Annotated in this window: 26 protein-coding genes; 8 read left to right on the top strand and 18 right to left on the bottom strand. The window is 47.2% G+C overall.

Annotated features, from left to right (window positions below; all coding sequences use genetic code 11):
* Window positions 1-238 precede the first annotated feature (238 nt).
* A complete protein-coding gene (locus tag BMY78_RS25205; protein ID WP_090904092.1) occupies window positions 239-1,066 on the top strand; it encodes an aldo/keto reductase in 828 nt (275 codons plus the stop codon).
* A gap of 96 nt (window positions 1,067-1,162) precedes the next feature.
* Here BMY78_RS25205 and BMY78_RS25200 read toward each other — a convergent pair whose 3' ends face one another.
* Window positions 1,163-1,621: a cupin domain-containing protein gene (locus BMY78_RS25200; protein WP_024632300.1), complete on the bottom strand. Its 459-nt coding sequence runs from the start codon at window positions 1,619-1,621 to the stop codon at window positions 1,163-1,165.
* 258 nt (window positions 1,622-1,879) lie between these two features.
* On the opposite strand from BMY78_RS25200, the gene BMY78_RS25195 reads away from it, so the two are divergent.
* Complete coding sequence (locus BMY78_RS25195) at window positions 1,880-2,731, top strand: helix-turn-helix transcriptional regulator (protein ID WP_090904091.1); 852 nt, start codon at window positions 1,880-1,882, stop codon at window positions 2,729-2,731.
* Window positions 2,732-2,845: 114 nt separating this feature from the next.
* Here BMY78_RS25195 and BMY78_RS25190 read toward each other — a convergent pair whose 3' ends face one another.
* Complete coding sequence (locus BMY78_RS25190; RefSeq protein WP_090904090.1) at window positions 2,846-4,459, bottom strand: glycoside hydrolase family 28 protein; 1,614 nt, start codon at window positions 4,457-4,459, stop codon at window positions 2,846-2,848.
* Window positions 4,460-4,895: 436 nt separating this feature from the next.
* On the opposite strand from BMY78_RS25190, the gene BMY78_RS25185 reads away from it, so the two are divergent.
* The 4 genes from BMY78_RS25185 (at window position 4,896) to BMY78_RS25170 (ending at window position 8,119) form a co-directional block, all read left to right on the top strand.
* Complete coding sequence (locus tag BMY78_RS25185; RefSeq protein WP_079695864.1) at window positions 4,896-5,648, top strand: amino acid ABC transporter ATP-binding protein; 753 nt, start codon at window positions 4,896-4,898, stop codon at window positions 5,646-5,648.
* A gap of 32 nt (window positions 5,649-5,680) precedes the next feature.
* Window positions 5,681-6,511 carry a transporter substrate-binding domain-containing protein gene (locus tag BMY78_RS25180; RefSeq protein WP_090904089.1) on the top strand — a complete coding sequence of 277 codons (831 nt, stop codon included), beginning with the start codon at window positions 5,681-5,683 and terminating at the stop codon, window positions 6,509-6,511.
* Window positions 6,512-6,614: 103 nt separating this feature from the next.
* On the top strand, window positions 6,615-7,337 hold the full coding sequence (locus BMY78_RS25175; protein WP_090904088.1) for an amino acid ABC transporter permease: 723 nt from the start codon (window positions 6,615-6,617) through the stop codon (window positions 7,335-7,337).
* Between the two features lie 131 nt (window positions 7,338-7,468).
* Window positions 7,469-8,119 (top strand): amino acid ABC transporter permease, encoded by a 651-nt coding sequence (locus BMY78_RS25170; protein ID WP_063566273.1) that lies wholly within the window; start codon window positions 7,469-7,471, stop codon window positions 8,117-8,119.
* Window positions 8,120-8,646: 527 nt separating this feature from the next.
* Here the strand turns inward: BMY78_RS25170 and BMY78_RS25160 are convergent.
* The 13 genes from BMY78_RS25160 to BMY78_RS25100 form a co-directional block, all read right to left on the bottom strand.
* Complete coding sequence (locus BMY78_RS25160; RefSeq protein ID WP_090904086.1) at window positions 8,647-9,990, bottom strand: FAD-dependent oxidoreductase; 1,344 nt, start codon at window positions 9,988-9,990, stop codon at window positions 8,647-8,649.
* Between the two features lie 48 nt (window positions 9,991-10,038).
* The gene (locus BMY78_RS25155) at window positions 10,039-10,893 is read right to left on the bottom strand and encodes a carbohydrate ABC transporter permease (RefSeq protein ID WP_090904085.1); all 855 of its coding nucleotides are present in this window, start codon (window positions 10,891-10,893) and stop codon (window positions 10,039-10,041) included.
* Window positions 10,877-11,791: a carbohydrate ABC transporter permease gene (locus tag BMY78_RS25150; protein ID WP_079695868.1), complete on the bottom strand. Its 915-nt coding sequence runs from the start codon at window positions 11,789-11,791 to the stop codon at window positions 10,877-10,879. Before BMY78_RS25150 ends, BMY78_RS25155 begins: the two co-directional genes overlap by 17 nt.
* A 34-nt stretch (window positions 11,792-11,825) precedes the next feature.
* Window positions 11,826-12,527: a beta/alpha barrel domain-containing protein gene (locus tag BMY78_RS25145; protein ID WP_256222404.1), complete on the bottom strand. Its 702-nt coding sequence runs from the start codon at window positions 12,525-12,527 to the stop codon at window positions 11,826-11,828.
* 30 nt (window positions 12,528-12,557) lie between these two features.
* Window positions 12,558-13,853, bottom strand: coding sequence for an ABC transporter substrate-binding protein (locus tag BMY78_RS25140; protein WP_090904083.1), 1,296 nt, complete (start codon window positions 13,851-13,853; stop codon window positions 12,558-12,560).
* Window positions 13,854-13,956: 103 nt separating this feature from the next.
* The gene (locus BMY78_RS25135) at window positions 13,957-14,724 is read right to left on the bottom strand and encodes a response regulator transcription factor (RefSeq protein ID WP_090904082.1); all 768 of its coding nucleotides are present in this window, start codon (window positions 14,722-14,724) and stop codon (window positions 13,957-13,959) included.
* A 5-nt stretch (window positions 14,725-14,729) separates the two neighbouring features.
* Entirely contained in the window at window positions 14,730-16,553 is a 1,824-nt protein-coding gene (locus BMY78_RS25130) for a cache domain-containing sensor histidine kinase (protein ID WP_090904081.1), read from the bottom strand.
* A 228-nt stretch (window positions 16,554-16,781) separates the two neighbouring features.
* A complete protein-coding gene (locus tag BMY78_RS25125) occupies window positions 16,782-16,970 on the bottom strand; it encodes an aspartyl-phosphate phosphatase Spo0E family protein (RefSeq protein ID WP_064642743.1) in 189 nt (62 codons plus the stop codon).
* A gap of 247 nt (window positions 16,971-17,217) precedes the next feature.
* Window positions 17,218-17,727, bottom strand: a complete 510-nt coding sequence (locus BMY78_RS25120; RefSeq protein WP_090904080.1) for a DUF1453 family protein — start codon at window positions 17,725-17,727, stop codon at window positions 17,218-17,220.
* A gap of 161 nt (window positions 17,728-17,888) precedes the next feature.
* Window positions 17,889-18,050: an aspartyl-phosphate phosphatase Spo0E family protein gene (locus BMY78_RS25115; RefSeq protein WP_111620111.1), complete on the bottom strand. Its 162-nt coding sequence runs from the start codon at window positions 18,048-18,050 to the stop codon at window positions 17,889-17,891.
* 132 nt (window positions 18,051-18,182) lie between these two features.
* Entirely contained in the window at window positions 18,183-18,938 is a 756-nt protein-coding gene (locus BMY78_RS25110; protein ID WP_090904078.1) for a hypothetical protein, read from the bottom strand.
* Window positions 18,904-19,569, bottom strand: a complete 666-nt coding sequence (locus BMY78_RS25105) for a hypothetical protein (protein ID WP_090904077.1) — start codon at window positions 19,567-19,569, stop codon at window positions 18,904-18,906. Before BMY78_RS25105 ends, BMY78_RS25110 begins: the two co-directional genes overlap by 35 nt.
* A gap of 272 nt (window positions 19,570-19,841) precedes the next feature.
* Window positions 19,842-21,236: a hypothetical protein gene (locus BMY78_RS25100; protein ID WP_079695876.1), complete on the bottom strand. Its 1,395-nt coding sequence runs from the start codon at window positions 21,234-21,236 to the stop codon at window positions 19,842-19,844.
* 269 nt (window positions 21,237-21,505) lie between these two features.
* Between BMY78_RS25100 and BMY78_RS25095 the strand changes: the two genes are divergently transcribed.
* Window positions 21,506-22,630 (top strand): LLM class flavin-dependent oxidoreductase, encoded by a 1,125-nt coding sequence (locus BMY78_RS25095; protein WP_090904076.1) that lies wholly within the window; start codon window positions 21,506-21,508, stop codon window positions 22,628-22,630.
* A gap of 98 nt (window positions 22,631-22,728) precedes the next feature.
* Here the strand turns inward: BMY78_RS25095 and BMY78_RS25090 are convergent, their stop codons facing one another.
* Entirely contained in the window at window positions 22,729-23,310 is a 582-nt protein-coding gene (locus tag BMY78_RS25090) for a TetR/AcrR family transcriptional regulator (RefSeq protein WP_090904075.1), read from the bottom strand.
* Window positions 23,311-23,574: 264 nt separating this feature from the next.
* On the opposite strand from BMY78_RS25090, the gene BMY78_RS25085 reads away from it, so the two are divergent.
* Window positions 23,575-24,780: an MFS transporter gene (locus BMY78_RS25085; RefSeq protein WP_090904074.1), complete on the top strand. Its 1,206-nt coding sequence runs from the start codon at window positions 23,575-23,577 to the stop codon at window positions 24,778-24,780.
* Between the two features lie 67 nt (window positions 24,781-24,847).
* Here the strand turns inward: BMY78_RS25085 and BMY78_RS25080 are convergent, their stop codons facing one another.
* Window positions 24,848-25,258 (bottom strand): DUF2000 family protein, encoded by a 411-nt coding sequence (locus tag BMY78_RS25080; RefSeq protein ID WP_090904073.1) that lies wholly within the window; start codon window positions 25,256-25,258, stop codon window positions 24,848-24,850.
* Window positions 25,255-25,818, bottom strand: a complete 564-nt coding sequence (locus BMY78_RS25075; RefSeq protein ID WP_090904072.1) for a type 2 periplasmic-binding domain-containing protein — start codon at window positions 25,816-25,818, stop codon at window positions 25,255-25,257. Before BMY78_RS25075 ends, BMY78_RS25080 begins: the two co-directional genes overlap by 4 nt.
* Window positions 25,819-25,995 lie beyond the last annotated feature (177 nt).

Genomic DNA, 25,995 nt, shown 5'->3' with positions numbered 1-25,995 from the left:
TCTGTTTCCATATTTCGTATACTTCATCTTATCACCCGCACGCGTCAAAACCAAACCTCTGGCTGGCGAAAAAGGATAAAAGAGGGGTTTTTCCTATCGAAATGCTCGTATTCTTTCCCATTACCAAAAAGGTTTTAGTATAATCAATACAGACAGTCATCCATTTACGATTGGCTGCCGATCATCAGGGTAATTACATAATGAAATAATGAATGAATCAGAGGAGGAATTTCGGACCATGAAACATGTGCAGGACACAACGACACTTTATAACGGAGTCAAAATGCCTTGGCTGGGTTTTGGCGTATTCAAAGTTAAAGATGGAGAAGAAGTGGTTGAAGCCGTCAAAACGGCTATCCAGGCTGGTTATCGCAGTATTGATACAGCAAAAGCGTATAACAACGAAACGGGTGTAGCTCAAGGTATTCGTGAATCCGGAATCGCCCGCGAGGATCTGTTCATTACGACCAAAGTGTGGAACGGGGATCAAGGTTACGAATCCACACTGGCCGCTTTTGAAGCAAGTATGGAACGACTCGAACTGGAATATCTGGATCTCTATCTGATCCACTGGCCTGTCAAGGGCAAGTATAAGGATACCTGGAGAGCGTTGGAGAAGCTGCATAAGGAAGGACGCATCCGCGCCATTGGGGTGAGTAACTTCCAGATTCACCATCTGGAGGACCTGATGACCGATGCAACCATTAAACCTGCTGTGAATCAGGTGGAACTGCATCCGCTGTTGATCCAAACGGAGCTAAGGGAGTATTGCAGCAAACATCAGATCCAGATTGAAGCATGGTCTCCACTGGGTCAGGGACATCTGCTGGAGCATCCGCTACTTCTGGAGATCGCTGCCAAGTACAGCAAGTCACCGGCACAGGTCATTCTACGTTGGGATCTGCAAAATGGTATTGTGACCATACCTAAATCCGTTACACCACAGCGCATTCGCGATAATGCGGACCTGTATGATTTTGAGTTGACCACGGAAGAAATCGAACGCATTAACCAATTGAACGAGAATAAACGCTTTGGTTCCGATCCGGACAACTTTAACTTCTAATTTCAATATATAATCACAGCTAGAAAACATCAAAAAATCCCGATCCGGATGCACACGCACCTGAATCGGGATTTTGCTTGTTAATTTATGGTTATATTAGCCTTTGGAAACCAGTTTGAAATCATCAAAATGGAAACCTGGTGCTACAACGCACGTTACCAGTACAGGCTCATCACCCAGCGGGCGTGCGGTTTGCCATACTCCGGCTGGAACGAGTACCTGCGGCGATTGACCCGCAGCAATATCCATACCCAGTACGAGCACTTCTTCATTTTCCGGGTTTTCTCCGTTGCCGCCCAATTTCAATTCAATCGGACTGCCGCTATGCCATAACCAAAGCTCATCAGACAAAACAGTATGCCATTCCGAGACTTCGTGCGAGTGCAGCAGGAAGTATGTCGAACTTGCCGAGAATCGAGGGCCTGAGTATGTATCCGGCAGTACGGATTGTGGAATTTGATACGATGCCTTCCATTCTTCCTTATACCAACCGCCTTCAACGTGTGGCTGCATATTCAATGCAGCAACGAGTGGCGATAATTCATGCGTCGTCATATTCTGTTTCCTTCCTTCCAAATCGAATTGGAGACACCCCTATCCAGAGGTTAGCCTCACTCCCCCTACTGTAAAACATGAATAGACTTTTGTCACCTTTACAGCCTATATTAGCTTTCCGAAAATCATTCCGCCCACATTCTATTCATTACGTCTGGTCGGACCCTCATTTAAATGATAGCGTTTACAACAAACTGGATTTTCCGTTATGATATGGATATTAACCGTAAATCAGCTGGCGCAGAGGAGAGACGTGTTATGAGTGTTATAGAGAATCGGATTGGACCCAAATATCGAATTGGCGAGAGTTCATTCACCATTGAACACATGAGCAGACACAACGGGAACGCCATGCCACAGCCTCACGCACACCCTTTTTACGAACTGTATTATCTGCTTGAAGGAGAACGTGTCTATTCCATGAATGGTCAGCTTCTTACCGCCCGCAAAGGTGATTTGATCCTGATCAATCCCCATGATGTACATACGACGTCCAAAGGAAGCATTCCCGGCTTTGAACGAATTCTGATCGGGTTCTCGCCTTCTTTTGCCACCGGGATGGAGTTTGGAATATGCGGTCTGCTTCCCTTCGATCGTTCAAGGCTGCTGCACTTTCCTGATGCGGAGCAGCCTGAGATCGAACGAATGCTGTGGCAGATGCTGAAAGAATGCAAGGAGCGCCGACCTCATTATGAAATCGTGGTGAGAAGCCTGCTCGCCCAGATCCTGATTCAGATCCACCGGGTGCAAGAGAATACTCGGCAAACCTCTCCGGCTCCGCATCATCCCATGCAGGATAAGATCAGTGAGATCGTCACTTATGTGAACAATCATTATAATGAGCCCCTTACATTGGAAGAGGCCGCAGCGAGATTTTATATCAGTCCATCTTATCTTAGCCGAATGTTCAGCCGTTTTACCGGATTTCGCTTCAGCGAATATTTGCGTGTTACCCGGGTTCGGGAGGCACAGAGACGTTTATTGTCCACCCAAGAACGGGTGCAGCTGATTGCGGAGAAGGTAGGATTTGAGCATACAGCCCATTTTAATAAAACGTTTAAACAGGTGACCGGGACTACGCCGCTTCGCTATCGCAAAGAACATCGATAGATCTTCAAAGCGACTGGCGAAGCCGGACGTCTGTCATACGACAATCTGCCATGACATCGCGCGCCAGGATATGCCCGCGGTGATAAGATAAACCTATGCAACGTCGAACCCTTCTTACCTGCGGATGATTACACCACTTCTTACTTCAGGACCAACGGAGATTTGGCGCCCCTCTGTATCTGCATCACTTTCCCGGCATACGATCCCTGCCGATTCATGTCCTGTCACCATTAGGAGCCGACCGTCTGCGCCCACACCCTCAATCGATTCCAGCTCCGCACCCTTACACTGATGCAAATGAATTAACGATCCTTCGGTAATATGTGCGTTCATTTCGGCGATTCGCAGGTGCTTCGCATGAGCGCATTGCACCCCGTTACGAGCCGTCACCGTATATCCCTGAATGACCAGACCGTCCAGCGGCATTTCCGGCAGTCCACTCACCAATAACGCGGTTTCCGCTCCTGCACAGACTACATCCGATATCCGAATATCCCGGAACACCGGAGTCTCCTCACTAATCTCCTGAGTCAAGTCGCTACCGCGAGCTGATCCCTCCTGATTGGCATAGAAAAAGGAAAACGAGATAGCTTCCATTATGATATCTTTCATATAGATTCGCTCCACCTGAATATCTTCAACGACCCCGCCGCGCCCACGCGCACTTTTGAAGCGAAGCCCAATATCTGTTCCAATAAACGTACAGTCCGAGACACGCACATGCCGCACGCCACCGGACATTTCACTGCCAATGACAAAACCGCCATGACCGTGATACACGGTGCAATTGCGGATCGTAATATATTCCGAGGGCAGACCGAGTTCACGACCTTCTGCATCCTTGCCGGATTTCAGGCAGATCGCATCATCACCAACATCGAATACACTCTGCTCCACAACGACATGACGGCAGGATTCGATGTCCAGCCCATCCCCATTCTGGGAAAACCATGGATTCCGCACACTCACTTTACGAATCGTGACATGCTCGGATGCCCAGGGGTGCAGGTTCCATGCCGGCGAATTCTGGAACGTTGGGCCGTCCAAAAGCACTCGTTTACATTGACGCAAGCTGACCATGTTAGGACGCAAAAAGTCTCTGACTTCCTCATAAGCAGCCACGTCACACACTTGCTCCAGATGCAGACGATTCGCAATCGCACCGCCTTCAAGGGCAGAAGTCGATGGCCACCAAATGGCTTCATCTCCGTCAGCCTGCTCCACCACACCGCCCGAAGAAACCAGTCGATTCCACTGCGATGCAGTCATTTTGGATCGTTTCACCGGACGCCATGCCTCTCCACCGCCATCCCAAATCCCCTCACCCGTGATCGCAATATCCTCCAGCTGCTCACCATCAATGGGCGACTGACACCGCACTGCCTGCCAACCCTCGAAGCTGGACGCAATCAGGGGATATTGATCGAAATTACGGCTGAACGTAACCAGAGCACCCGCCTGAACATGAAGCTCAATTCGACTGCGAAGCACAATCGGCCCCGTTAACCAAACACCCTCCGGAATGACAATTCGACCTCCGCCCGCTTCTGCACAAGCTGCTATAGCCAGCCGGAACATCTCGGTATTATCCGTCAAGCCATCCCCTACCGCACCATAATCCGTAATCTGAAAATCCCGTGCCGGGATGACAGGTAAACTCACTTCATAAGCCTTCGTATCAAATTCAATACCTTCTCCTGTGTCCAGTGGGGAGTAATATGTATTCATCGTTCAGAACATCCTCTCTAACTATAATTGGATCGGACTGTTTATAATATTGGATTACTTACTGGAAAGCGCATTCTCGCTCCATCATATCAATGCCATAGGGCATAGGGTTGAGCTTTTTTGCCATGTACATTCAGAATTTGAGGTTATTTGTTTTTATGATCAGAGTCATAAAGTAAACATCTCTTCCAGTATACTCTATACATCTATTCCAATGGTTGTAAAACAACTAGGAGAATGGATTCATTTTTCTGTCAGGATTCGTCATAAATAGGTTAGTAATATAACAAATATATAACATAATTACTGGCTATAGCCCTATAAAACCCATTACTTATGTCATGTTTTATCACAAACCAATTGCCTTTAGCAGGATGAGTATGTATGATTAAATAACTAGTTTCAATTTATTCCTTATAATTCCTTTTACACACAGATGCTGCAGAAAGGATGGGGTCTCTTGATTGAATTTAGGGGTGTCCAGAAGCATTTTGGCCATTTTCATGTCCTCAAAGATATTCATCTTCACATTGAAGAAGGAGAAGTCGTTGTCATTATCGGCCCTTCCGGCTCAGGCAAAAGTACATTGCTCCGCTGCATCAATCGTCTGGAGACGATTACCGAAGGTGAACTTGTCGTCAGCGGTGTCCCTTTACATCAGAAAAAGGTGGACATCAACCTCTTCCGCCGTGATATCGGCATGGTATTTCAACACTTCAATCTCTACCCTCACAAAAAAGTCATCGATAACATTACCCTTGCACCCATGAAGGTGCGTAAACAGCCCAAAGCACAGGCAGCCTCTACGGCGATGAAGTATCTGACCCGGGTAGGCATTGCCGACAAGGCAGACAGTTATCCTTCCCAGTTGTCCGGTGGACAGCAGCAGCGTGTAGCCATTGCAAGAGGTCTTGCCATGGAGCCCAAAATCATGCTTTTTGACGAACCCACCTCTGCACTGGACCCCGAAATGATCGGGGAAGTTCTGGATGTTATGAGGTCTCTTGCCCACAACGGGATGACGATGGTTGTCGTTACCCATGAGATGGGATTTGCGCGCGAGGTCGCAGACCGAGTCATCTTTATGGATGAAGGCCGAATTGTGGAAGAAGCCTCCGCCGCTGAATTTTTCGACAACCCGAGAGAAGAACGGGCCAAGCAATTCCTGAGTCGTCTGATTCACCACTGAGAATAATCCATTTTGAAAGGGGTCTTTACCAAATGAAAAATGTATTAAAGTGGCCGTCGTTTATGCTTGTTTTGATTCTATCCCTTGTATTGTCCGGTTGTAGCACTGGAGAGGAAAGCAGCAGCGGCGGTTCTGGTGGGAGTACCGAAGCCAAAGGCACCATTGAACAGATTAAAGAGCGCGGCAAGCTCATTGCCGGCGTGAAATATGATACCAAATTGTTCGGTTTGAAAGACCCCGCAAGCGGCGAAGTCGAAGGATTCGATATTGATATCGCCAAAGCACTTGCCAAACAGATTCTTGGAGACGAAACGAAGGTAGAACTGAAGGAAGTAACGTCCAAAACGCGCATTCCGATGCTGCAAAACGGCGACATTGATATCATCATCGCCACGATGACGATTACGGATGAACGTAAGGAACAAGTGGATTTCAGTGATGTCTATTTTGAAGCCGGGCAATCCCTGCTTGTGAAAAACGACAGCCCGATTACCGGTCTCGAAAGTCTCGGCGGTGTGAAGGTACTTGCCGTCAAAGGCTCGACTTCTGCGCAAAATATTCGGGAAAAAGCCCCGGATGCCGAGGTCCTCGAATACGACAATTATCAGGATGCCTTCACAGCCCTCAAAGCGGGTAAAGGCGAAGCATTGACGACCGATAACATTATCCTGATCGGCATGCAGCAGACCGATAACAACTTCAAGCTGGTTGGTGGCAATTTCACGAGCGAACCTTACGGCATGGCGATTCGCAAAGGCGACACTGCCTTCGTTGAAGAAGTAAACAGCCTGCTCAAAAGCATGAAGGACAGCGGAGAATATGATACGTTGCACGAGAAATGGCTGGGCAGCAAGCCCGAGTAACCCCGATTAATGATGGTTAAGCGGCGACCTCGCCTATGCTGTGCCATGCATGGATAGGACGCAATCGCCGCTTCTACCTCTGGAGAACGGAGGCTTCGCCTACATGGGCAAATTGGACTTCAGTATACTGATTAAACACTCGGATCGATTCCTGGAAGGGTTCCTCAACACCATCCAGGTGAGCATCATGGCCTTGATTGGCAGCTTTATTCTTGGTGCAATTATGGCTATCTTTCGGATATCCCCCATTAAACCGCTCAACTGGATCGGCACGGCTTTTGTGGAGTTTATCCGCAACATCCCGCTGCTGCTCGTCGTATTTTTCTTCTACCTTGGCTTGCCGGCACTCGGCATTTCATTGGATGGCTTCATCTCGGGTACACTCGGTCTGACCATCTATACGGCCGCTTTCATTGCCGAAGCAATCCGGGCGGGCATTCAGACAGTCCCCCGCGGGCAGTTAGAGGCGGCGAGATCTTCCGGTCTGTCCTACGTACAGGCCATGAACCTGATCATTTTGCCACAAGCGATCAAGATTGTATTGCCGTCCATTGGCAACCAGTTTATCAATTTGGTCAAAAACTCATCCATCCTCGCGGTCGTAGCGGGCATGGATCTGATGTATTTTGCCGATCTGATCAACTCGGATACATTCCTACCACTGAGCGTCTACACCATTGTTGCGCTATTCTACCTGGTGTTGACTTTACCGCTCAGCTTCCTGGTTCACTATATGGAGCGCCGTTTCGGACAAAGCGATGCTGACGCCAGCCGAACCAAAGGCAAACCAAAAAAGAACAAACCAACGGGTCAGGTCACCATGTAAAATTCGAACGATATTCTCTCTGTGTTTAGTACACCAGTTTAAGGTGCAACTCTACTATCTACTATGCTATGCAGCTAATTTTTCCAAATTATTTCATTTTCTGTCCGCACACAGAAGGAGGCCGATGATCCATGGACTTTAGCGGGGCCTACGCCTGGCCCAACCTTCGTTTCCTGCTGCACGGATTCCTGATCACTCTGCAAGTGGCAGGTTTGTCGATTGTATTCAGCTTTGTACTCGGCACCGTGCTTGGTACCGTTCGATACACCCGAATTCCGGTCCTGTCACAGATTGTGGCCGTCATCGTGGATACGATTCGGAATCTGCCGCTGCTGCTGATCATTTTCTTCATTCATATCGTACTTCCCCAGCTCGGGATCAAAATGTCTGTCTTCTGGTCCACGGTTGTTGGACTAAGTCTGTTCGAAGGCGCCATGATCGCAGAGATTGTCCGCAGCGGACTCAAATCGATAGAACGTGGTCAGGTGGAAGCCGCCCGTTCCTCGGGACTGAGCTACATGCAGACACTTGGCGGCATCATTATGCCTCAGGCTTTGCGGCGCATGTCGCCACCGATGGTGAGCCAGTTCATCTCCTTGCTGAAGGACACTTCACTGGCGATCATCATCTCCCTGCCGGAACTGATGCACAATGTGCAGATCCTTGGTGGGCAGAGCTTCGATTACGTCATCCCTGCCCTGCTGCTCGCAGCCGTATTGTACTTCGTCATTAACTATACGTTGTCCATTGTGGCACGGCGACTTGAAGCACGAATGACTTGATGCATGGAAGGAATAAGGCAAGAAGGAATATGAAACATGAAGTAACATGAAGTAACTTGAAGTAACGTAACTTGAAGTAACTTGAAGCAACCTAGGCTTCATGGTTGATTAGATACGATGGAAATAGATATGAAGGAAAGAACCGAATTTGATAAAAAGAAGGAAAGCGTCCCAAAGACTCTAAATCCACGTATGCAGTGGACTTAGAGTTTTTTTGGGACCTACAGTTATGCTCATAAATTCACTAGGACTTCCCACCAATTTCTAACGAACTGAGGGAAGCTTATTTAGCCATTTGTGAGACAGTTTCTAATCTAACGAATCGTAGACGCTCTATTCCTCTGATTCCCCTGCTTTTACCCGCTATTTCAGTGTTTTGAGGTGAAATAACTTCACTGAGATTCGTTACATTTTTCATATCAGCTGATATCCCCAAATTAGACGTCTCAGGTTCGTTAAAATTTACGCCCCAGTGATTCAATTAAAACTCACTCCCACTATTAATTCGCCCACAACCAGCTCATCCCCTAGATCGCTGCTCCGTTACGGCGTAGTTCCTTTTGCAGCACCGCTACCGACAGCTCCAACGGATCTAGCTTCATCTGAACAGCTAAAGCGGCTGCTGTTCCCGCAGCCTGCCCCGTAGCCATACAGCTTGGAGTCAGCCTTGTCGTTGCGTGAGCCTCATGTGTGGTGGAGATACAGCGTCCTGCCGCCAGCAGATTGCGAATATTGCGGGAAATCAGAGAGCGGTACGGAATATCGTATGCTCCGTCTCCTTCTATAAAAGCGGCTACGACGCCTTGACCGGAAGGATCATGAATATCAATCGGATAGCCACTTCTGGCGATTACATCGTCAAACTTTCGCCCTGCAACCACATCGTCCTTGGTCAACGCATAATGCCCGATGATTCGTCTGGATTCACGGATACCGATCTGCGGTGCTACCGCTGAGATGGAAGCCCTTTCGAAGCCAGGCACGTCGCGCTGCAGAAACTCAGCGATCATCAGCACCTGCTTCCGACCTTCCTGTTCCGCAGAAGTCAGATCCTCTGCATCTGTAGCATCCAGCCCCTGCACCCGGGTGCAGTTAATCAATACTTCATCTTCAGCCGGTCCGGTAAAAAATAATACCTGATCCCGATTAATCGGCACACCTGCTTTTTTCCATTGGGAATAGAAGCCGCTCACCCCGGTTAACGGAATACTGTCCAGTTCGGAGAAAGGGGTCTTGGCATAGAAATCCTCCGGGTGCTCCTGCATGTATTGTTTTACTCGTCCAAGGTCCACACCACGCATTCGGAATTTCATGGTCATCGGCTGTGATTGGTGATCGCCGTCTCGCCCCTTTGCAACAGAAGCGCCCGCAAGATAAGCCGCATCCGCATCACCGCTGGCATCCACGAATACGTTCGCTCTTAGCTCCATTCGCCCAGATTTATTCGTCAGACGTACCGCCTCTACCCGATCATCCACCATAACCACTTCATCCACGAAGCTGTGCAATAACAACCGGACACCCGCCTCCTGCAGCATTTCTGCCGCTACCACCTGATAGATCGCCGGATGGTAAGGCGTAACCGTATGAACAAATCCAACCGTATCCCGAAGATGCCCCGGAGAGCCGCCACGTGCCTGCAGTCGGTCAACGATTTCCTGGGCGATGCCTCGAATCACCTGCTCACCACTCTCCGTATGGAAGGTCATCCAAGGGTAGACCATGGCGGCAGTCGACATTCCACCAACGAACCCGTACCGCTCCACCAGTACTACTCGAACACCTTGTCGTCCAGCAGCAATGGCTGCCGCTATACCCGCCGGACCCCCTCCCACAACAACCACATCCGCTTCTTCCCTTTTCAACCTCATCCTTATCCGTTCACTCAAGTTATCACTCCTTCCGTTCTATTGCATGGGCTACTCTTTCAGTCCTGTCATGGCAACTCCCTCAATGAAGCGCCGTTGTGCCAGGAAAAAGACAATCAGCAGCGGCAGGGTCGCCATAACAGTGGCACTCATCAGATATTGCCAGGCTGTTCCCACTTCATCCGTGAACAAGGATAACCCAAGCGGCAGCGTCATCAGTTCTCGCGAGTTAATGAAAATCAACGGATCGAAAAACTCATTCCAGATCGTCACAAACGTAAAGATTGTCAGCGTAGCCATACCGGGCTTGGCAATCGGAAGCATAATACGTGCATAGATCCGGAATCGGTTGCAGCCGTCAATCATCGCCGCTTCCTCCAGCTCGGTGGGTACTGTAATGAAGAACTGCCGCATCACAAAGATGCCAAACACGCCGCCCGCCCCAAAAATCGGCAGTAAAATCAGCGGAAGATGTGTATCAATCCATCCCAGCTGCCGCATGAACAGAAACATGGGAATTGCCGTCACCTCATGGGGAATCATCATCGCACTCAGCAGGATGAGAAATACCACATTACGTCCCTTGAACGGAATTTTGGCAAATGCATACCCGGCGAGTGATGCAAAGAACACCGTACCCAACACAACCACAGCAGCAATATATACACTGTTAAAATAAAAACGATGAAACGGAATCAATCGAAAGACATCGATGTAGTTCTGAAATCGGAAGGTATCCGGTATCCACTGTGGTGGATAGGTAAATATGCTCTGGGGCTCCTTGAATGACGTCGATATCATCCAGATAAATGGAACAAGCATGATCAGCGAGATCAGAGTCAGCAGCAAATACGTCCCAAGGGCACTGCCTGTCTTGCGAATCGAAGAATTAGGCATCGCCTTCATTGAATACCCACCTCTTTCGAAGCTGCCATTGCAGCAGTGTCAAAATCAGCACGATAAAGAACAGCACATACGCAAGCGAAGAAGCGTAGCCGAACTGAAATAGTTTGAATGCTTTTTCCCAGATATAATAGACCAATACCTTCGTGCTGTTGCTCGGCCCTCCCTGTGTCATGACGTAGATCTGTCCAAACACCTTGAGCGAGCCAATCACGGTCATGACCATGGTTAGAAACACCGTTGGCGTAATCATGGGCAGCGTGACGTGAAAGAAAGTTCCCCTTCTGCCCGCGCCGTCCAGGGTTGCCGCTTCGTAAAGTGAACGCGGCACCTGCTGAATGGCTGCAATGAACAGCACCATGTTCAGCCCCACATTTTTCAGTACACTCGTCACAATAACCGCAGGCATCGCCAGATCCTGATTGTAGAGCCAGGCAGGCCCCTTGATGCCTATCATTAACAGAAGCTGATTGATCAGTCCCGACTCTGTGGCATACATCAGCTTCCATACGATAGACCATACAATCAGCGAGGTCATGACCGGAACGAAGATGGCTGTTCGAAAAATACCGATGCCGCGCAAACTTCTGGATAGCAGCAATGCGAGCAGCAGAGCAAGCACAATGTTAAGCGGCACAAGCCCCGCAGTGAAATAAACCGTATTGGCGAGCACTTTCCAGAACATGGCGTCTGTCATCACATTCCGGTAATTCTCCAGTCCAATAAAATGATGATCCCCCAGCAGCGGCCAGTCGGTCAGGCTCATGTATAGCGCGAGACCCATGGGAAACAGCAGCAGCAGGGTAAACCCGAGCACCATCGGTGATACAAACAGCCATCCCGCGATCTGGGCCTCTCTGGCGAGCGGACCTCTTCCTGTACGCTTGCGTGAATGGGTCACAGTCAGGCCCTCCCCTTTATCAAATTTCTTCCCTCTAGTCTGGACGGTTCAGATTGTCCACCGCATTACGGAAGGCGTTAACAGCCCTTCGCAGCTGCTCCTCCGCTCTGCCTGTTACGACCGCTCCAAGCATGATCGCCTTGACTCCGGTATCGTGCAGCACCAGAACATCCTCCGGCACCAGCTTACGCTGGGAAGGAACCAATACCGGAATTTGCGCCTGCAAGACCAGACGGCGGTACTTGAGCACGTCCGCAAAGCTTAGCGGTGTACCATATTCATTCCCAGGCACAATGGATGCCTCCAGGGCGGTGAAGCCGTAATGAGCCGCCGACGTGATGAGAGAAGGTTCATATTCGTCATTGATTGCAAACGTGGGGTCCAACCCCAGATCATCCAGCATGAAGGAAGGCAAGTGATGTGCATAGATCGAATAGAAGTCAAAACCCAGCCCGGAAAGCCTCTCCACATCCTCTCGCCTTGCTCCATCAATACTGCCGGACGGTACGACCCCAAGCGGGCCGCCAAACTCGCTACGAATCGCCTGAAAAAATTCGGCATAATTATACAGTGGACCAAAATGATTCCCGCTTGCGCGATGACCGACATTATAATGCACCTTCAGTGCATCAGCGCCCTCTTCAATTGCTGCCCGGGCCAAAGATAGGTCGTTCTCGGGTAGGCTGACCACAAGTGACAGCGATTTCCGATCAAGCAATTCCTTGAATTTGCCCACTATGCTCACCTCCTGTTTCTATAAAATGATTTATTGTTGCAGTACGCTTTGGATCTCTTCCTGCATTTGCTTCAGATTATCCTCGGGTGTCGCTGAACGAGCGAACAATCGATCAAATCCCTGCAATACCACATTGTCGATATCCTGCCAACGGATATGACCGGGAATCAAGCGCGCTTTTGGCATTTCATTAATCACCGCCTGCACAATATGCTCCTTGCTCGGATTATTCGGCTGATTAATGAACGCATCGGAGTTCAGCACAGAGGTACGCGGAGGCACAAAATAGGTGGCCGTCGCCTGAATACCCTGCTCACTGGCAAAATACTTCAACAGCTTCTTGGTTTCCTCCGGATGTTTGCTGTCGTTGAACATGGCATATCCAGCCTGCCCCAGCATCGGTACGCTGCCCTGTGAGCCGGAAGGCATAGGAGCGATACTCCATTCAAAATCCGTAATCTCTCTTGCCTTGGAAACATAGCTGTAGTTATCGAAGAACATGCCCACATTGCCAGCATCGAAGCTGACCTGCTCGCCTGCTTTTGGATGCGATTCATCGGTGAACATCATGCGCTCCAGCAGTTCAAAGGTCTGTACGCCATAAGCATCGTTCCAGGTGAACTTCGTCATGCCTTCGTCGAACGGGCCGCTGCCATTGGACCATGAATACGAGGAGAGCACAGCCCAGGTCTTCCAGTCGCGAAAAAAGTTGGCGCCATAGATCCGGTTGGTCGCCTCCTTGCTGGTAATCGTCTTGGCGGACTTCTCGAACTGTTCCCATGTCCATTGCCCTTGGCTGGCAAGTGTATTCGGGTCGGTCAGGCCGGCCTTGTCGAACAGCGTTTTATTGTAGAACATGACCACTGGAGGTGTGGAGAAGGGCAGCCCCAGCAGCTGATCGCCATCACGGAACAAATCCAGTGTACTTGGTATATAATCATCCAGCTTGAACTGGGCATCATCCTTGAACTCGGATACATCAGCCAGGATGTGATTGGATTTGAATTGTGGCACCATCCGCTCCGATACCCAGGCGATATCTGGGAGAGAGCCGCCAGCGGCAAGCACCGAAATTTTTTGCTGGTATTCTGCGAAAGGAACGGATTCCATCGTCACCTTGATGCCTGGATTCTCCTGCGTGAAGCCATCGATCAGCTTGTTGTATACATCCATATGTGCCTGATTGCCCCACATCATGAATTTCAGCTCAACCTCTCCATTCTCCCCGGTTGCTTGCCCAGAATCACTTCCGGAATTGGAGCTTGTGCACCCGATTGAAGCAACCATCATGAGTAAGAGTAGCATTATCAGTCCTGCTTTTTTCATGAAAATCCCCCTTATGGACGTAGTGGTATACATGTGCATCCAAAGTATAACGAAGGCATCGCCCGCTCATAAATCACGTCAATTACAGAAATGGTATGGTATTTCAAGAAATGCTGAATCGGTCACGATATTCCCCTGCTGTCCATCCCACCTGCTGCTTGAATACCAGCATGAAGTGCTTGGGACTCTGATGCCCGGATAACCTTGCAACATCATAGATTTTGAGCCCTGTGTTAACCAGCAGCCACTTGGCCCGTTCCATACGAGCCTCAGCAACGTATTCGGAGTAATTGGTTCCTGTTTCGTTCTTGAACAACTGGCTTAGATAGGTGGGGTTCAGATGAACCAGAGCTGCTATGGTCTGAAGTCGCAGGTCCCCATCGGGGTGCTGCTTGATGTGCTCCTTCACATCTCGGATAATCTTTCGCGCATCTCCGCCGGAGTGCTCTGCTTTCCCAGATGGCTCCGTGACTGGAAGGGTTGAAATGCCGTACCTGCGATCCAGCAGCAACTGAATTTTTTGGATGCATAACGCCAGTTCATGACGTTCAATCGGCTTCAGCAGATAGTTCAACACCCCGTACTCCATCGCCCTGCGTGCATATTCAAACTCCCCGTACCCGCTTATGATGATCATCAGCAGTTCAGGGTACATATCTCTTGCTTTGGATACCAGTGTCAGCCCGTCCATTCCACGCATGCGAATATCCGTGATCAACACATCCGGTACTTCACATCTCAGAAAATCCAGTGCCTCCACTCCGCTCGAAGCTTCACCTGTTACCTCGAACTGAGGAGCCGCCTGTACAATCAGCTCTCTCAGTCCTTGACGGATGACCGTCTCATCCTCCACAAGCAATACTTTATACATGCGCTTCATTCCCCTTTCGGTTGAAGTTGAATGGATACTGTCACCGCCAGGCCCTGCCCGGGACTGCCATCGACGCTCAAGCTGCCACCTTCTCCATACATGAGGCGGAGCCTTTGGGCGATATTGTTAAGTCCCAGCCTGTCCCCCGCATGACAGCGCAATGCCTCATTGGATGGTTGCCGAGCAATGGATTCATTTAATTCATCAATCTCCGCCTGAGCCATGCCTTTGCCATTGTCACGTACAATAATCAGCAGCTCATCATCGAATTTCAATGCAGATACCCAGATCACTCCGCCATCGGTCTGCCCTTCAATGCCATGATAGACAGCGTTCTCCACCAGCGGTTGCAATACCAGCTTGGGAATCAGACAATCTGTAACAGCTTCATCGATGTCGTAGATTACCTCCAGCTTGCCGTCATAACGTACTTGTTGAATGCGTACATAGGATTGTACAAACGCCAATTCTTCCTGAAGCGGAACCCTCCGGTCCACCTTATCAATCGTATAACGCAGCAGCTTGCCAAGTGCCGTCACCATATCAGACACCTCAGCGTGCTTCTTGCGGACCGCCATCATGTTGATGGACTCTAATGTGTTGTATATAAAATGGGGATTGATCTGGCTCTGCAATGCTGACAACTCCGCCTCTCGCTCTTGAATGCCCAACAGAAATACCTCGTTGAACAGTCGATGGATCTCTTCCATCATCCGGTTAAAACCCCTGCTAATCTGTCCGAACTCATCATTGCTAAAGTGCACTACGCGCTGGCTAAAGTCTCCCTGCTCCACCCGAATCATATTGTGCTTCAATCGAATCAGCGGCCTCGTTATGCGGTAGGATAAGAGAACCGCGAGAACTGCTACCGCCGCCATACATAACACAGCGAATCCAAACGTAAACGTGAGCATCTCGCCTGATTCCTTCTGAATAACGGCAATAGGTGTCAGGCTGATCACCGAAAGTCCTGAATAGCTGGAATGGTGCTGTACGTAGAGATAGGGCTTCCCATCAAGGACAACCTTCTGGTTGCCTGCGTAGCCTTGAAGCTGGCCATGCGTTAACAGTTGGTCGTATGCGGACAAGCCTCCGGCTGAGGTGCGTTCGAATAGGAGCCGCTGCTTGCTGTCGACAATCATCAGGCTCGCATTTTGCTCAAAATTCAGATTGGACAAGAGTTGGCCGAAGGCTTCCAGCCGGATGTCGATCAGGATGTAGCCCAGTCGCTGGAGTGTGCCCGGATCACGAATCTCACGGGCAACCGATATATACGGCTCTTCATGACTGCCCGTGTAATAGCTGGGCTCGTGCGGAGGAAGCAGACGCCATTCGCCTTCCGAGCCGTTAAGCTCTGCAAACCAGTCATCCTGCCTGCTGTCCCATACCGGATTCACTGCCAGTGAATCCAGATTGGAGAACAAAATGCCGCTGTTGCTAATCAGATGGATGCCACGAATTTCCGGTCGGTCATACGCCTGACCGGACGTGTAGAGCTTCATTTTCAGATAATCATCGGACCTCGCCCATGTACCCGATCCCATCGGAGCATTGTATTTGCCCAGAATGCCGAGCACCATCTGATCGTAGAGCGGCAAGAGCGACAACCGCTCGAAGTCCTTGAGCAGCCGATTCAGATTGGTGTTAATCTGGCGAACAATATCAATGGTGAACTGCTCCGTCTTGCGATCAATCGTCTGCGAGAAATGCAGGTAATTCACTACTCCCTGCAAGCTTAGCGGCAGCAAGGTCAGCCCCAGGAACAACAGGAGCAGCTTGGTGCGCAGATTCATATTTCTTCCCAAATAACCCTGTACCTTGTCCATCATTTCCGTTCATCCCTCCCTCTCCCGATCATTGTATAATCCCTCTTCATAGATCAATCTGGATATAACTGGGGTCATCATATCCAGTTTTAATGATCGATGGCTATCCTGCCAACCATGGGATTGGTACGGAATTTCAAGATTGAAGCGCAGGCTTTCGGGGGAACGCAAAAAAGCCAACTGTATCGCTACAGTCGACTACTCTTCTATTGCATCAAAAAACCGACTGCATTATGCAATCGGCTGTCTTTTCATAAAGTGTTTTTTATATTTGAAGCGATTATATTCATTAATTAGTTCGTCCAATACCATCGATTGTTGAAGGACTTTGTAGTCTTGCATGCCATGATATTCCGCCAATCGACTTAACTCATGCCTGTTCTGTTCGATTTGGTCTCTAATCTGCTTCGGTTCTCTCACAGCATGCACCCCCTCTTTTTAAAACATTTTAGGATACATTGCCAAAAAATTCATATTTTATTCCTTTGCAAAATAAAATGTTTGCTTACATAATAATATTTTCATAACCAACATTTTGCATTGATTTGTGAAAATTGTCACAACTACCGCATATGGATATAGTTCACTCACGCCAAACTACATATCGTACTCATGGAAAAAATGGAGTCCCTTAACGTAAAAACTAAAGACAGAAACCCATTATAAATTATGTTCCAATCGTATGCTGTACTTTGCTCGTTCTGGAGCGGATTAGAATCCCTGCCACACGCACCAAAACCATAGCAGCCGTCATTAATATAAATGCAGGACCGATATTCTGAAGATCCAATTGATGCTCAATTGCATAGTGATATGCTTGCTGCGGATGATGCGTAATCCATTCCACCGGGACAATGCGTAGCAGGAATGCCGCCGCCCAAACGACCACACTACCTATCCCCACTCGGGTATACCACTTACCTGCCGTCGCATCGAATTCCATACGCGTTATTCCCAGCACAATCATTCCAAACATTGCTCCTACAATCACAGCCACCAACAAAAACAGCACATTATTGCCTGTAAAAGTCATGTATTTAAGAAATTTGGCTGCATAATAACCCATAATAACGAAAGGTAGCAATAACCGATAATAACGTACTGGCTTTCGTCCAATTGAAGTAAATACTAATACCGCAAACATGATAATCATCTGAATCCACATGCTCGTTGTCATATGTTGTTCCCCCTGTAATTTGCTTGATTTGATGCTTTAAGCATAGCAGGGAGAACATCGCTCTAGCGTCCACAAACGGGTGGATAACGAGGTCCACCTGTGGGTGGATAACGAGGTCCACCTGTGGGTGGATCATAGTGGAGGATAAGAGCATTAACAAATTAGTATTTCTCTCTTAGTCGAATGTATTTATTAATCAGTTCATCCAGCACCATAGACTGCTTAAGAACCTTATCATCATGCATGCCATGTTTCTCCACCAACCGACGCAAATGTTGCCGATTCTGCTCGATTTGATCTTTGATCTGTTTGATTTCTCTCACAGCATGCACCCCTTTTTCAACCTATTTTAGGGTACATTTATCTAAAAATTCATAATAGAATGCTTTGCAAAAATTGTATAATAAATCTTCATAGTAAAGTTGGTTACGTCAAACAATACTAGCTCTCTGTAGTTATATGCTTTTAATTCTACTCCCAAAATTTTGCGAGCTCAGGCCCTCTATTAACCTAGTGTACTGTTCTTCCTGTTGGTTCGTTACATGCCTTCTGAATTTACCATATAGATCAATAGATTTAATAGACATTAGGTCATCGTTACTTGATGATGATAACTCCAGGCTCGTGAGCAAAGTTTCGATCCCCGTTGCGTATCTTTGTTGGTTGAGCCTGTACTTCGCTAATTCATAATAAAAACGTATATATCTATGATTCAACATCTGCATATTGTACGTCCCTTTTAAATGCATATCCGTGTTGAATTGTTTAATATAAGGATCGAATCTATCCAAGGCATAATCAATATCCAGTGAGTGCTGGTTAGCTGCTTGCACAATATTTACGAATGCTATTAAAATCTCATGAGGATTAGCATCCAGGTAATTCAGATAAGGGTCAATAACCTCATGGTTCCCATTCATCAAATGGTATAAATACCGATTCCCCTCTGCCCATCCTTTGAAACGTTCTATTAATTCTTGCTCTTCTTCTGTTGGATTAGAGACTTCAATAACATTCACGTAAACATCTGTATATTCCAAAGCTTTTACATATTCCTTACGTACTTCACAGACACTTGCCTTCAATAGATTTGCATATGCTTTATATGTAAATATGGGGTAAAAGGCAATTCTTTTTTTATTTTTGCGTCTTCGAGATAGAAGTTCAAGTTGAAAATCAACCTTTTCGTTCCAGTTCTTCGGCCAATTCATATACCTTATCCCAATGATGTATTGTATTATAAACATTCGCTAAATCTTTAACAGCATCCAGTTGTATTTCTTCATCCAATTTCTCAATATAGAGTTCCAATTGGACCGCTGCTGCCAGATTATCGAATTTGCTCATGGTTTTATGAAGCAAAAAAATACGGTACTGGCATAACGCCAACCGTTCCGAGTGATGATATTTCTCACCTGCGGCTACGCATTCATATAAAATAAGCGCCGCTTCATTCATTTCTTTGGAATATAGATTCTCTGCCATTTCAAATAATTGTGAAATATAGGATCGATCATCTGTAACCTGATAAACCACTTTTTTAATACAGCCTAGCTTGTTAAGTTCAGCGCAGCGATACAGGAACGGTTCCAAACGCCTCCAATGAGGTGCAGCTTCGACAAAACATTCCACACTGTACATTTCGTAGAAGTATCCCTTCTCCAGCCCCATACCAGAAGTGATTTGATCCAACTGATTCATAGCCAGAGGTCTGCTGCCCTTGAGGATGGCACTTAATGTACCAACGTTAACACCCGTGATATCTGAAAATTGCTGTAGTTTATATCCTCGTTCTCTTATGTGATTCTCTATATATGTGCGTATCGTAGGTGCAAGTTTCAATTCTCCCACCCCCATCAACCAAACTAACTTAAGGATTCATCATTTCTTAATATATGTAATTTTAATCCTGAATTTTACAATGGTCAATCTGAGCAAAATAAAAAGCGGTTTACCCCCGCTTCCGGAAATAAACCGCTGTTGAAATCTCAGAGTAAATATTATATAACATTGCAGCCAAATAAGATTATAAATTTCCAGTACCATGTGTTAACGGGGTATATTTCTGATCTAAATTAATTGGATTTATATGGAATGCAAAAACAAAAATTACACTACACAAAAATATAGCCATGACTTTTTTTATTTTCATAATAATTATATACCTCCTCCATTAGATATCGGTACGTTATCTCTACTTCTTTAGATGCAAAAGACCTGTATCTCTCAAAGAGAGCAACACATTGTATGATATCAGTATGATTATTAATTTTAATAGCTGAACTCAAACAAGTAACAAGGTGTAGCATCCCATCCGAATAACGATTTTGGTTAAAATGATATATTGCGAACTCAATTAGAAATTTACTGTGTAAATCATCCTTAATTTGCTCATTATACCCTTCTCTTAAAGCCCTATCACTCAAAATTGTATTAATTTTACTATCAAACTTCAAAAGGACATGATCTATGTTCATATCATAAGTGTTTGCTGCTTCTACAATTTTCACGAGAGCAGTAAGTAATTCTTCCTCATTTTGTTCAATCCAAGCCACATAAGCTGGGAGTACTTCTTTCTTTCCCATCATCAGGCTGTACAAATAGGTGTTCGCTTCAATCCAACCAATAAACATATTGATATATATCTGATCTTCCTCACTAGGATCTGCAATATTAACTATATCAGCATATTTTTGTGTATAGCCGAGTGCTTCAGTATATTTCCCACTCCACTCACTTGCATTTGCCTTGAGGAGATTCGAGTAAGCCCTATATACGAATAATGGATATGCAGTTACCCTGTTTACTTTATCGACTTTTTTCTTAGTAAAAGATTGTATTAATTCAGCTTTACGCCCCAATTCATCTGCTAGGGCGAACAGCTTGTCCCAATAACGTAGGGCTGAGTATGTATTCGCCAGGTCCTTGATCGCATCCAGCTGCCGCTCTTCATCCAGCCTATTAATATATGGCTCGAAGTGCACGGCCGCCCTGAGATTTTCATGCTGATCCTGACCCAGAGATAGTGTGAAAATACGATATTGGCACAATGCGAGACGTTCCGAGTGTTGGTACTTCTCACACTCCGCGACACATTCATATAACATGCGGGCCGCTTTCTTTTGTCCTCGTTCAAGCATGCCTTCTGCCATTTCAAACAATTCGGAGATATAGGAGCGGTCATCCGTCACTTGCTGGATTATCCGCTGAATACACTCGAGCTTGTCCAACTCGGCGCAACGTTGCAGAAAAGGCTCCAGTCTTCTCCAGTGCGGTGCAGATTCCACAAAACACTCAGCGCCATAAATTTCGTAGAAATGACCTTCTTCCAGCTTCATGCCCTGAGTAATCAGATCCAGTTGAGCCATGGCAATTGGCCGCGTTCCTTTGATGATCGCACTTAACGTTCCAGCGTTCACACCCGATATATCGGCAAAGTATTGCAGGGTATAGCCCTGTTTCCTGATGTAGTCCTCAATAAAGGAGCGTATCGTAGTTGTAGGTTCCATGTCTCCCACCTCCACAATGAAAATCCAAAAATTTGAATTTATATGATATGCACAATTTTAATCCTAAATTTTACAGCGGTCAATAAAAATCGTGGCAATTTCCTGCCCATTTGTCCAGGTTTGAGCAGCTTTAATCCGCCTTATAGAAAAAATCCATTAGAAGAATGCAGGGCAACATGGTAAAGTTAGTTTTAGCTTGAATATCCTACTATTTCCATAGGATTAGACAACCCAGGTGCTTTTCCAATCCAATCCGAGGGGATGGTTAGATGAAATTTGCCTTATTTAGTCTCATGATGAATCTTCCAAATGCCGTAACTGGTGAATCATTAACGACACAACAGAAGTTTCACAATATTCTGGAACAAGCCAAGCTGGCCGAACGGCTGGGGTTCGATGCATATGGGATCGGTGAGCGGCATGGCGCACCTTTTCTGTCTTCCTCACCTCCCGTCGTGCTGACCGCCGTCGCTGCTGCGACTTCACGTATCCGGTTGCTAACAACAGTCACTGTTCTTAGTATACTTGACCCGGTACGGGTTGCCGAGGATTATGCCACGCTGGATCAATTATCGGGTGGACGGCTGGAGATGATCATCGGCAAAGGCAATGATCCGCGGCACTATCCCCTGTTTGGCATTAGCGAAGAGGAACAATGGGATTCGCTCGGTGAACGCTACGAACTGCTGAAACGGCTGTGGACTGAAGAGAATGTAACCTGGCAGGGAACGTATCGCCCTCCCCTTCAAGAGGTTACCACTCAGCCGAGACCGCTCCAGCAATCCATTCCGATCTGGCATGGCAGCGCATCAAGCACCCGCTCCACCGAGCTTGCAGCGAAGTATGGCGAACCGATATTTAGCTCGAATTCCTTCCACCCGCAGGCAAAATATAAAGCGTTAATTGACCATTACCGGGAGCGTCTCGATTATTATGGTCATGATGCGAACCGAGCGGTGGTCGGCTCCGGGGCAGGCAGCCTGTACCTCGCGAATACACGCGAAGAGGCGATCCGTCGTTATACGCCTTATTATGAGGCCTTTCATGCTACGGCCGCTGCGCAGCACAATCAGTCACCCTTTAAGGACCTGGAGGATAACATTGCACATGGCCCTGTACTGATTGGTAGTCCAGAGCAGGTCATTGAAAAGATCCTCAATTACCATGCCGCATATGGACATCAGGTACTGAGCATCAGCGTGGATGGACTCAGCCATGCGGAGCAGCTGGAGCAGGTAGAACGCTTCGCCCAGGATGTAGCACCAGTGTTACGACGCGAAATACCCAGTTTCATATGGAACGAGCCCCCGATCCTGAACCAGTCTCTTCCCTCTTCCACTTCGCCTTCTCCCGATTCATGGCCCCCAGCCATCTCACCGATCTTCCAGGTGTAGTTCTCAATTCTCCACACATTCCCCATTCATCCACAAGCCTTTATGTATCCAGGGTGATTCTTGCGAATCGCCCTATCCCTCCCCCAAGATGTCTTTCTCTATGATCCAGATTTAATCCCTTCAAATAAGGAAATCAACGAACGCTGCACGAATTCAGTATCTATCGCTTCGCCAGTCACCAGCATGCGATAGAACATCGCTCCATAGACGAGGTCTATGCACAGTCCGATGTCACAATCCTTTTTCAACTCTCCCCGTTCTACACCTTTTTCGAAAATTCCCCACGCTTCGCGCCGACGAGGCTGAATGTATCTGGTTCGGTATTCTTCTGCAAGCCCTGGATCAGACTGTCCCTCTCCGACAATCTGTGTGATCACTTTTCCTTCCCGGCTGCTCAAAAAAACAACCAGATTGCTCGCATGAATGCGCACATCCTCAAATACCGATCCTGTATCCGGTACAGGTAATCTTGCCGTTGTCGCAGACATGTACCCATCCATAATGACAGCACCTTTATTGGGCCACCATTTATATATCGTTGCTTTGCTCACCTTAGCACGTTCAGCAATTTTTTCGATCGTAACCGCTCCGAAGCCGTGTTCCAGTAATAATTCATAGGAAGCTGCAAGAATCGCATTCTGGGTTTCCACATTGCGGGGACGCCCTCTTTTGGCTGTCATCATAAGCCCTCCTTGGTGCAACAAATGCATCTGTGATTCATAAAAACTGTACGTTCATTATACTAAAACACCGATACATTAAACAATTTCGTTCTTACCTTAATTCCGACATGCAAAAAAAAATCCCCACACCTATTTACAATACTAAACGTTTAGTTTATTATATGTTTGTAATTAGTAAACGCACCGTTTAGTAATTCAAAATTTGCAATACTAATTTACTTGAATAAAAAATAATTTAAGAACATGTGGAGGGTGATACTCATGGATATACAACCTGATGTGAAGTCACATTCAGTTCCAAGCTGGTTGATTTTGCTTTTGGCTGCGGCGTGCGGGCTGATTGCGGCAAACCTGTATTATGCTCAGACGGTTATAGGACCAATCGGCGTGACAACAGGGCTTTCCTCTGCTGCTGCTGGACTGATTGTGACATTAACACAGATCGGATATGTTATTGGCCTGCTGTTTATCGTTCCGCTCAGTGACGTTCTGGAGAATAAGCGACTGGTCACTTTTTTCCTCATCATTCTGGGCGTTGCATTGATTGCCGCTGCCTTCTCTTCCCATGCCGTATTATTTCTGACTGCTTCCCTCGTCATCGGGATTAGTTCAGTCGTTGCGCAAATTCTAGTTCCCTATGCCACCTACCTCACTTCTGAGGAGCAACGCGGACGGGTTGTCGGCAATGTGATGAGTGGTCTGCTGCTGGGCATCATGCTGGCTCGGCCAGTCGCCAGTTTTATTACAAGCCTGCTCGGTTGGCAAGCGGTCTTTGTCTTCTCGGCAATCATTATCGGATTGCTTACATTGCTCCTGTCACGTGCACTTCCTGCACGTCAGCCACAACCTGCGATGAAGTACGGACAATTAATTTTGTCATTAGGTTCCCTGCTCAAAACATTTCCCATGCTTCGCCGCCGAGCTCTCTATCAGGCCAGTCTGTTTGGCGCCTTCAGCTTGTTCTGGACTACAGTTCCCTTGCAGCTCGCCAACGAATATGGCATGTCCCAGCAGGGAATTGCCTGGTTTGCACTGGCTGGTGTTGGGGGTGCCATCGCAGCACCTATTGCCGGAAGATGGGCGGATAAAGGTTTAACCCGCATCTTAACCGGACTCGCCATGGTCATCGCGGTTGCATCTTTTGGGCTTGCCTATCTGTTCCAGGGTCACTCTACCGCTACCCTTATTTTGCTTGTGGTCGTTGCCATCACACTGGATATGGCGGTCTCGGGCAATCTGGTGCTGGGACAACGCATCATTTATTCGTTAAGCGAAGCAAGAGGACGGGTAAACGGGATATTTATGTCGATCTTTTTTGTAGGGGGCGCAATTGGATCATCTCTTGGCAGCTGGTCCTACGCACATGGAGGTTGGAGTCTCACCACATTGATTGGTCTGGTGATGCCTCTGCTGGCGCTTGTATACTACTTAACGGAAAAGAAAGTCACCGTTGTCAGTAACCCGTAACCATCCTTCCATACGTAAACAAAGGGCAGAGTGATCCACAGGATCAGCTTCTGCCCTTTGTCCATCATCATTTCATGACACTAAACTTCTTGGTTGTGGCCCTAACCTTGTCATCCTCTCCCCACACAATGACACCTACAACTTTGGTAACTTCCATTTCCATCGAAGCGATCTCATCTGCATATTGTTCGAATGCATTATTGAGTGATTGACCCTTCTGTGAAAACACAACATAGCTCACTTCGTCGTTGTCAGCTGAACAGGATTTAGCCAACTGGATCAATTGATTCTCCCCAGCCTTCAAAATAACCGTGCTATACCGGATGCCTGCATGCTGAACGCCGCTAAGATCCAGTACAGGTGTATCAGAATATAAATCCGGCTCTTTAAGGGCTGCTTGTCCCATCAATAAGGCAGCTACATTCGCTGCGGCGCCAATCTCCAAATTTTTATCCAATATAATAGCTATTCTCTTCATACGAGTGCATTCATCCTCTGTACATTTTTTGTAAAACATACCCACGGCATATTGATTCCCTCACGCAATACCTTGTAGGTCACGAGCCCGTAATGATCGGCACAAAGCTGATTCGTGACCGCAATGGACCTTTCAGTGTGATGCATGACCTTCCTGCAGGCTTCGGGGTTGGACGATACGGTGCTGCTCTCTCTATAGATTATACTGAGTTCAGATAACAAGTATGTAGTTGCCGGATGATGAAAAATAACGTCGATCTGATCAGGACATTCCGCATGGAATCCGGATAGAACCAGCGCAGGAATCTTCTCTACAAAGCTCTCAGACACCACTAATTCGGAATCCATGATGAAACTGTTGAGCTTGGGATAAGCCCCGGGGACCAATAGGCAGGAAATTTCCCCTGATTTCAAGTCTTCCGCGGCCGCTTCAAATTCGGGGTACGGTTTGATTATATCAGAGTTGTTGAGTTTCTTAGCGATATGCATGCTGCAAGTCAGGAATCCTTCATCGTCTCCCAATGTTCCCAGTATGGCATATTTGCTTTCAGTAATCTCCATTTTTTTCTATTTCCTCCCTTTTATTCAAATCCGGTACGATCGTATACCAAAAAAATCCTGTTGTCAATTAACACTTTAACGTAACAAAAATTTTACAAAAACCGTATTGAAAATGGAATATTTTTATATATAATGTTATGAAATGGTCTTTTTCTAATTTTTGTTCTTCATTGAAGG

It is taken from the genome of Paenibacillus sp. OK076, from assembly GCF_900110055.1.
Classification (GTDB): Bacteria; Bacillota; Bacilli; order Paenibacillales; family Paenibacillaceae; genus Paenibacillus.
The sequence above is the reverse complement of the archived record's forward strand: the minus strand, read 5'-3'. Positions and strand labels throughout refer to the sequence as shown.

Coding starts and splice junctions, on each gene's coding strand:
- BMY78_RS25205 (WP_090904092.1), top strand. CDS start 239: ATGAAACATGTGCAGGACACAACGACACTTTATAACGGAGTCAAAATG.
- BMY78_RS25200 (WP_024632300.1), bottom strand. CDS start 1,621: ATGACGACGCATGAATTATCGCCACTCGTTGCTGCATTGAATATGCAG.
- BMY78_RS25195 (WP_090904091.1), top strand. CDS start 1,880: ATGAGTGTTATAGAGAATCGGATTGGACCCAAATATCGAATTGGCGAG.
- BMY78_RS25190 (WP_090904090.1), bottom strand. CDS start 4,459: ATGAATACATATTACTCCCCACTGGACACAGGAGAAGGTATTGAATTT.
- BMY78_RS25185 (WP_079695864.1), top strand. CDS start 4,896: ATGCTGCAGAAAGGATGGGGTCTCTTGATTGAATTTAGGGGTGTCCAG.
- BMY78_RS25180 (WP_090904089.1), top strand. CDS start 5,681: ATGAAAAATGTATTAAAGTGGCCGTCGTTTATGCTTGTTTTGATTCTA.
- BMY78_RS25175 (WP_090904088.1), top strand. CDS start 6,615: ATGGGCAAATTGGACTTCAGTATACTGATTAAACACTCGGATCGATTC.
- BMY78_RS25170 (WP_063566273.1), top strand. CDS start 7,469: ATGGACTTTAGCGGGGCCTACGCCTGGCCCAACCTTCGTTTCCTGCTG.
- BMY78_RS25160 (WP_090904086.1), bottom strand. CDS start 9,990: ATGAGGTTGAAAAGGGAAGAAGCGGATGTGGTTGTTGTGGGAGGGGGT.
- BMY78_RS25155 (WP_090904085.1), bottom strand. CDS start 10,893: ATGAAGGCGATGCCTAATTCTTCGATTCGCAAGACAGGCAGTGCCCTT.
- BMY78_RS25140 (WP_090904083.1), bottom strand. CDS start 13,853: ATGAAAAAAGCAGGACTGATAATGCTACTCTTACTCATGATGGTTGCT.
- BMY78_RS25135 (WP_090904082.1), bottom strand. CDS start 14,724: ATGTATAAAGTATTGCTTGTGGAGGATGAGACGGTCATCCGTCAAGGA.
- BMY78_RS25130 (WP_090904081.1), bottom strand. CDS start 16,553: ATGATGGACAAGGTACAGGGTTATTTGGGAAGAAATATGAATCTGCGC.
- BMY78_RS25120 (WP_090904080.1), bottom strand. CDS start 17,727: ATGACAACGAGCATGTGGATTCAGATGATTATCATGTTTGCGGTATTA.
- BMY78_RS25110 (WP_090904078.1), bottom strand. CDS start 18,938: ATGAATTGGCCGAAGAACTGGAACGAAAAGGTTGATTTTCAACTTGAA.
- BMY78_RS25100 (WP_079695876.1), bottom strand. CDS start 21,236: ATGGAACCTACAACTACGATACGCTCCTTTATTGAGGACTACATCAGG.
- BMY78_RS25095 (WP_090904076.1), top strand. CDS start 21,506: ATGAAATTTGCCTTATTTAGTCTCATGATGAATCTTCCAAATGCCGTA.
- BMY78_RS25090 (WP_090904075.1), bottom strand. CDS start 23,310: ATGACAGCCAAAAGAGGGCGTCCCCGCAATGTGGAAACCCAGAATGCG.
- BMY78_RS25085 (WP_090904074.1), top strand. CDS start 23,575: ATGGATATACAACCTGATGTGAAGTCACATTCAGTTCCAAGCTGGTTG.
- BMY78_RS25080 (WP_090904073.1), bottom strand. CDS start 25,258: ATGAAGAGAATAGCTATTATATTGGATAAAAATTTGGAGATTGGCGCC.
- BMY78_RS25075 (WP_090904072.1), bottom strand. CDS start 25,818: ATGGAGATTACTGAAAGCAAATATGCCATACTGGGAACATTGGGAGAC.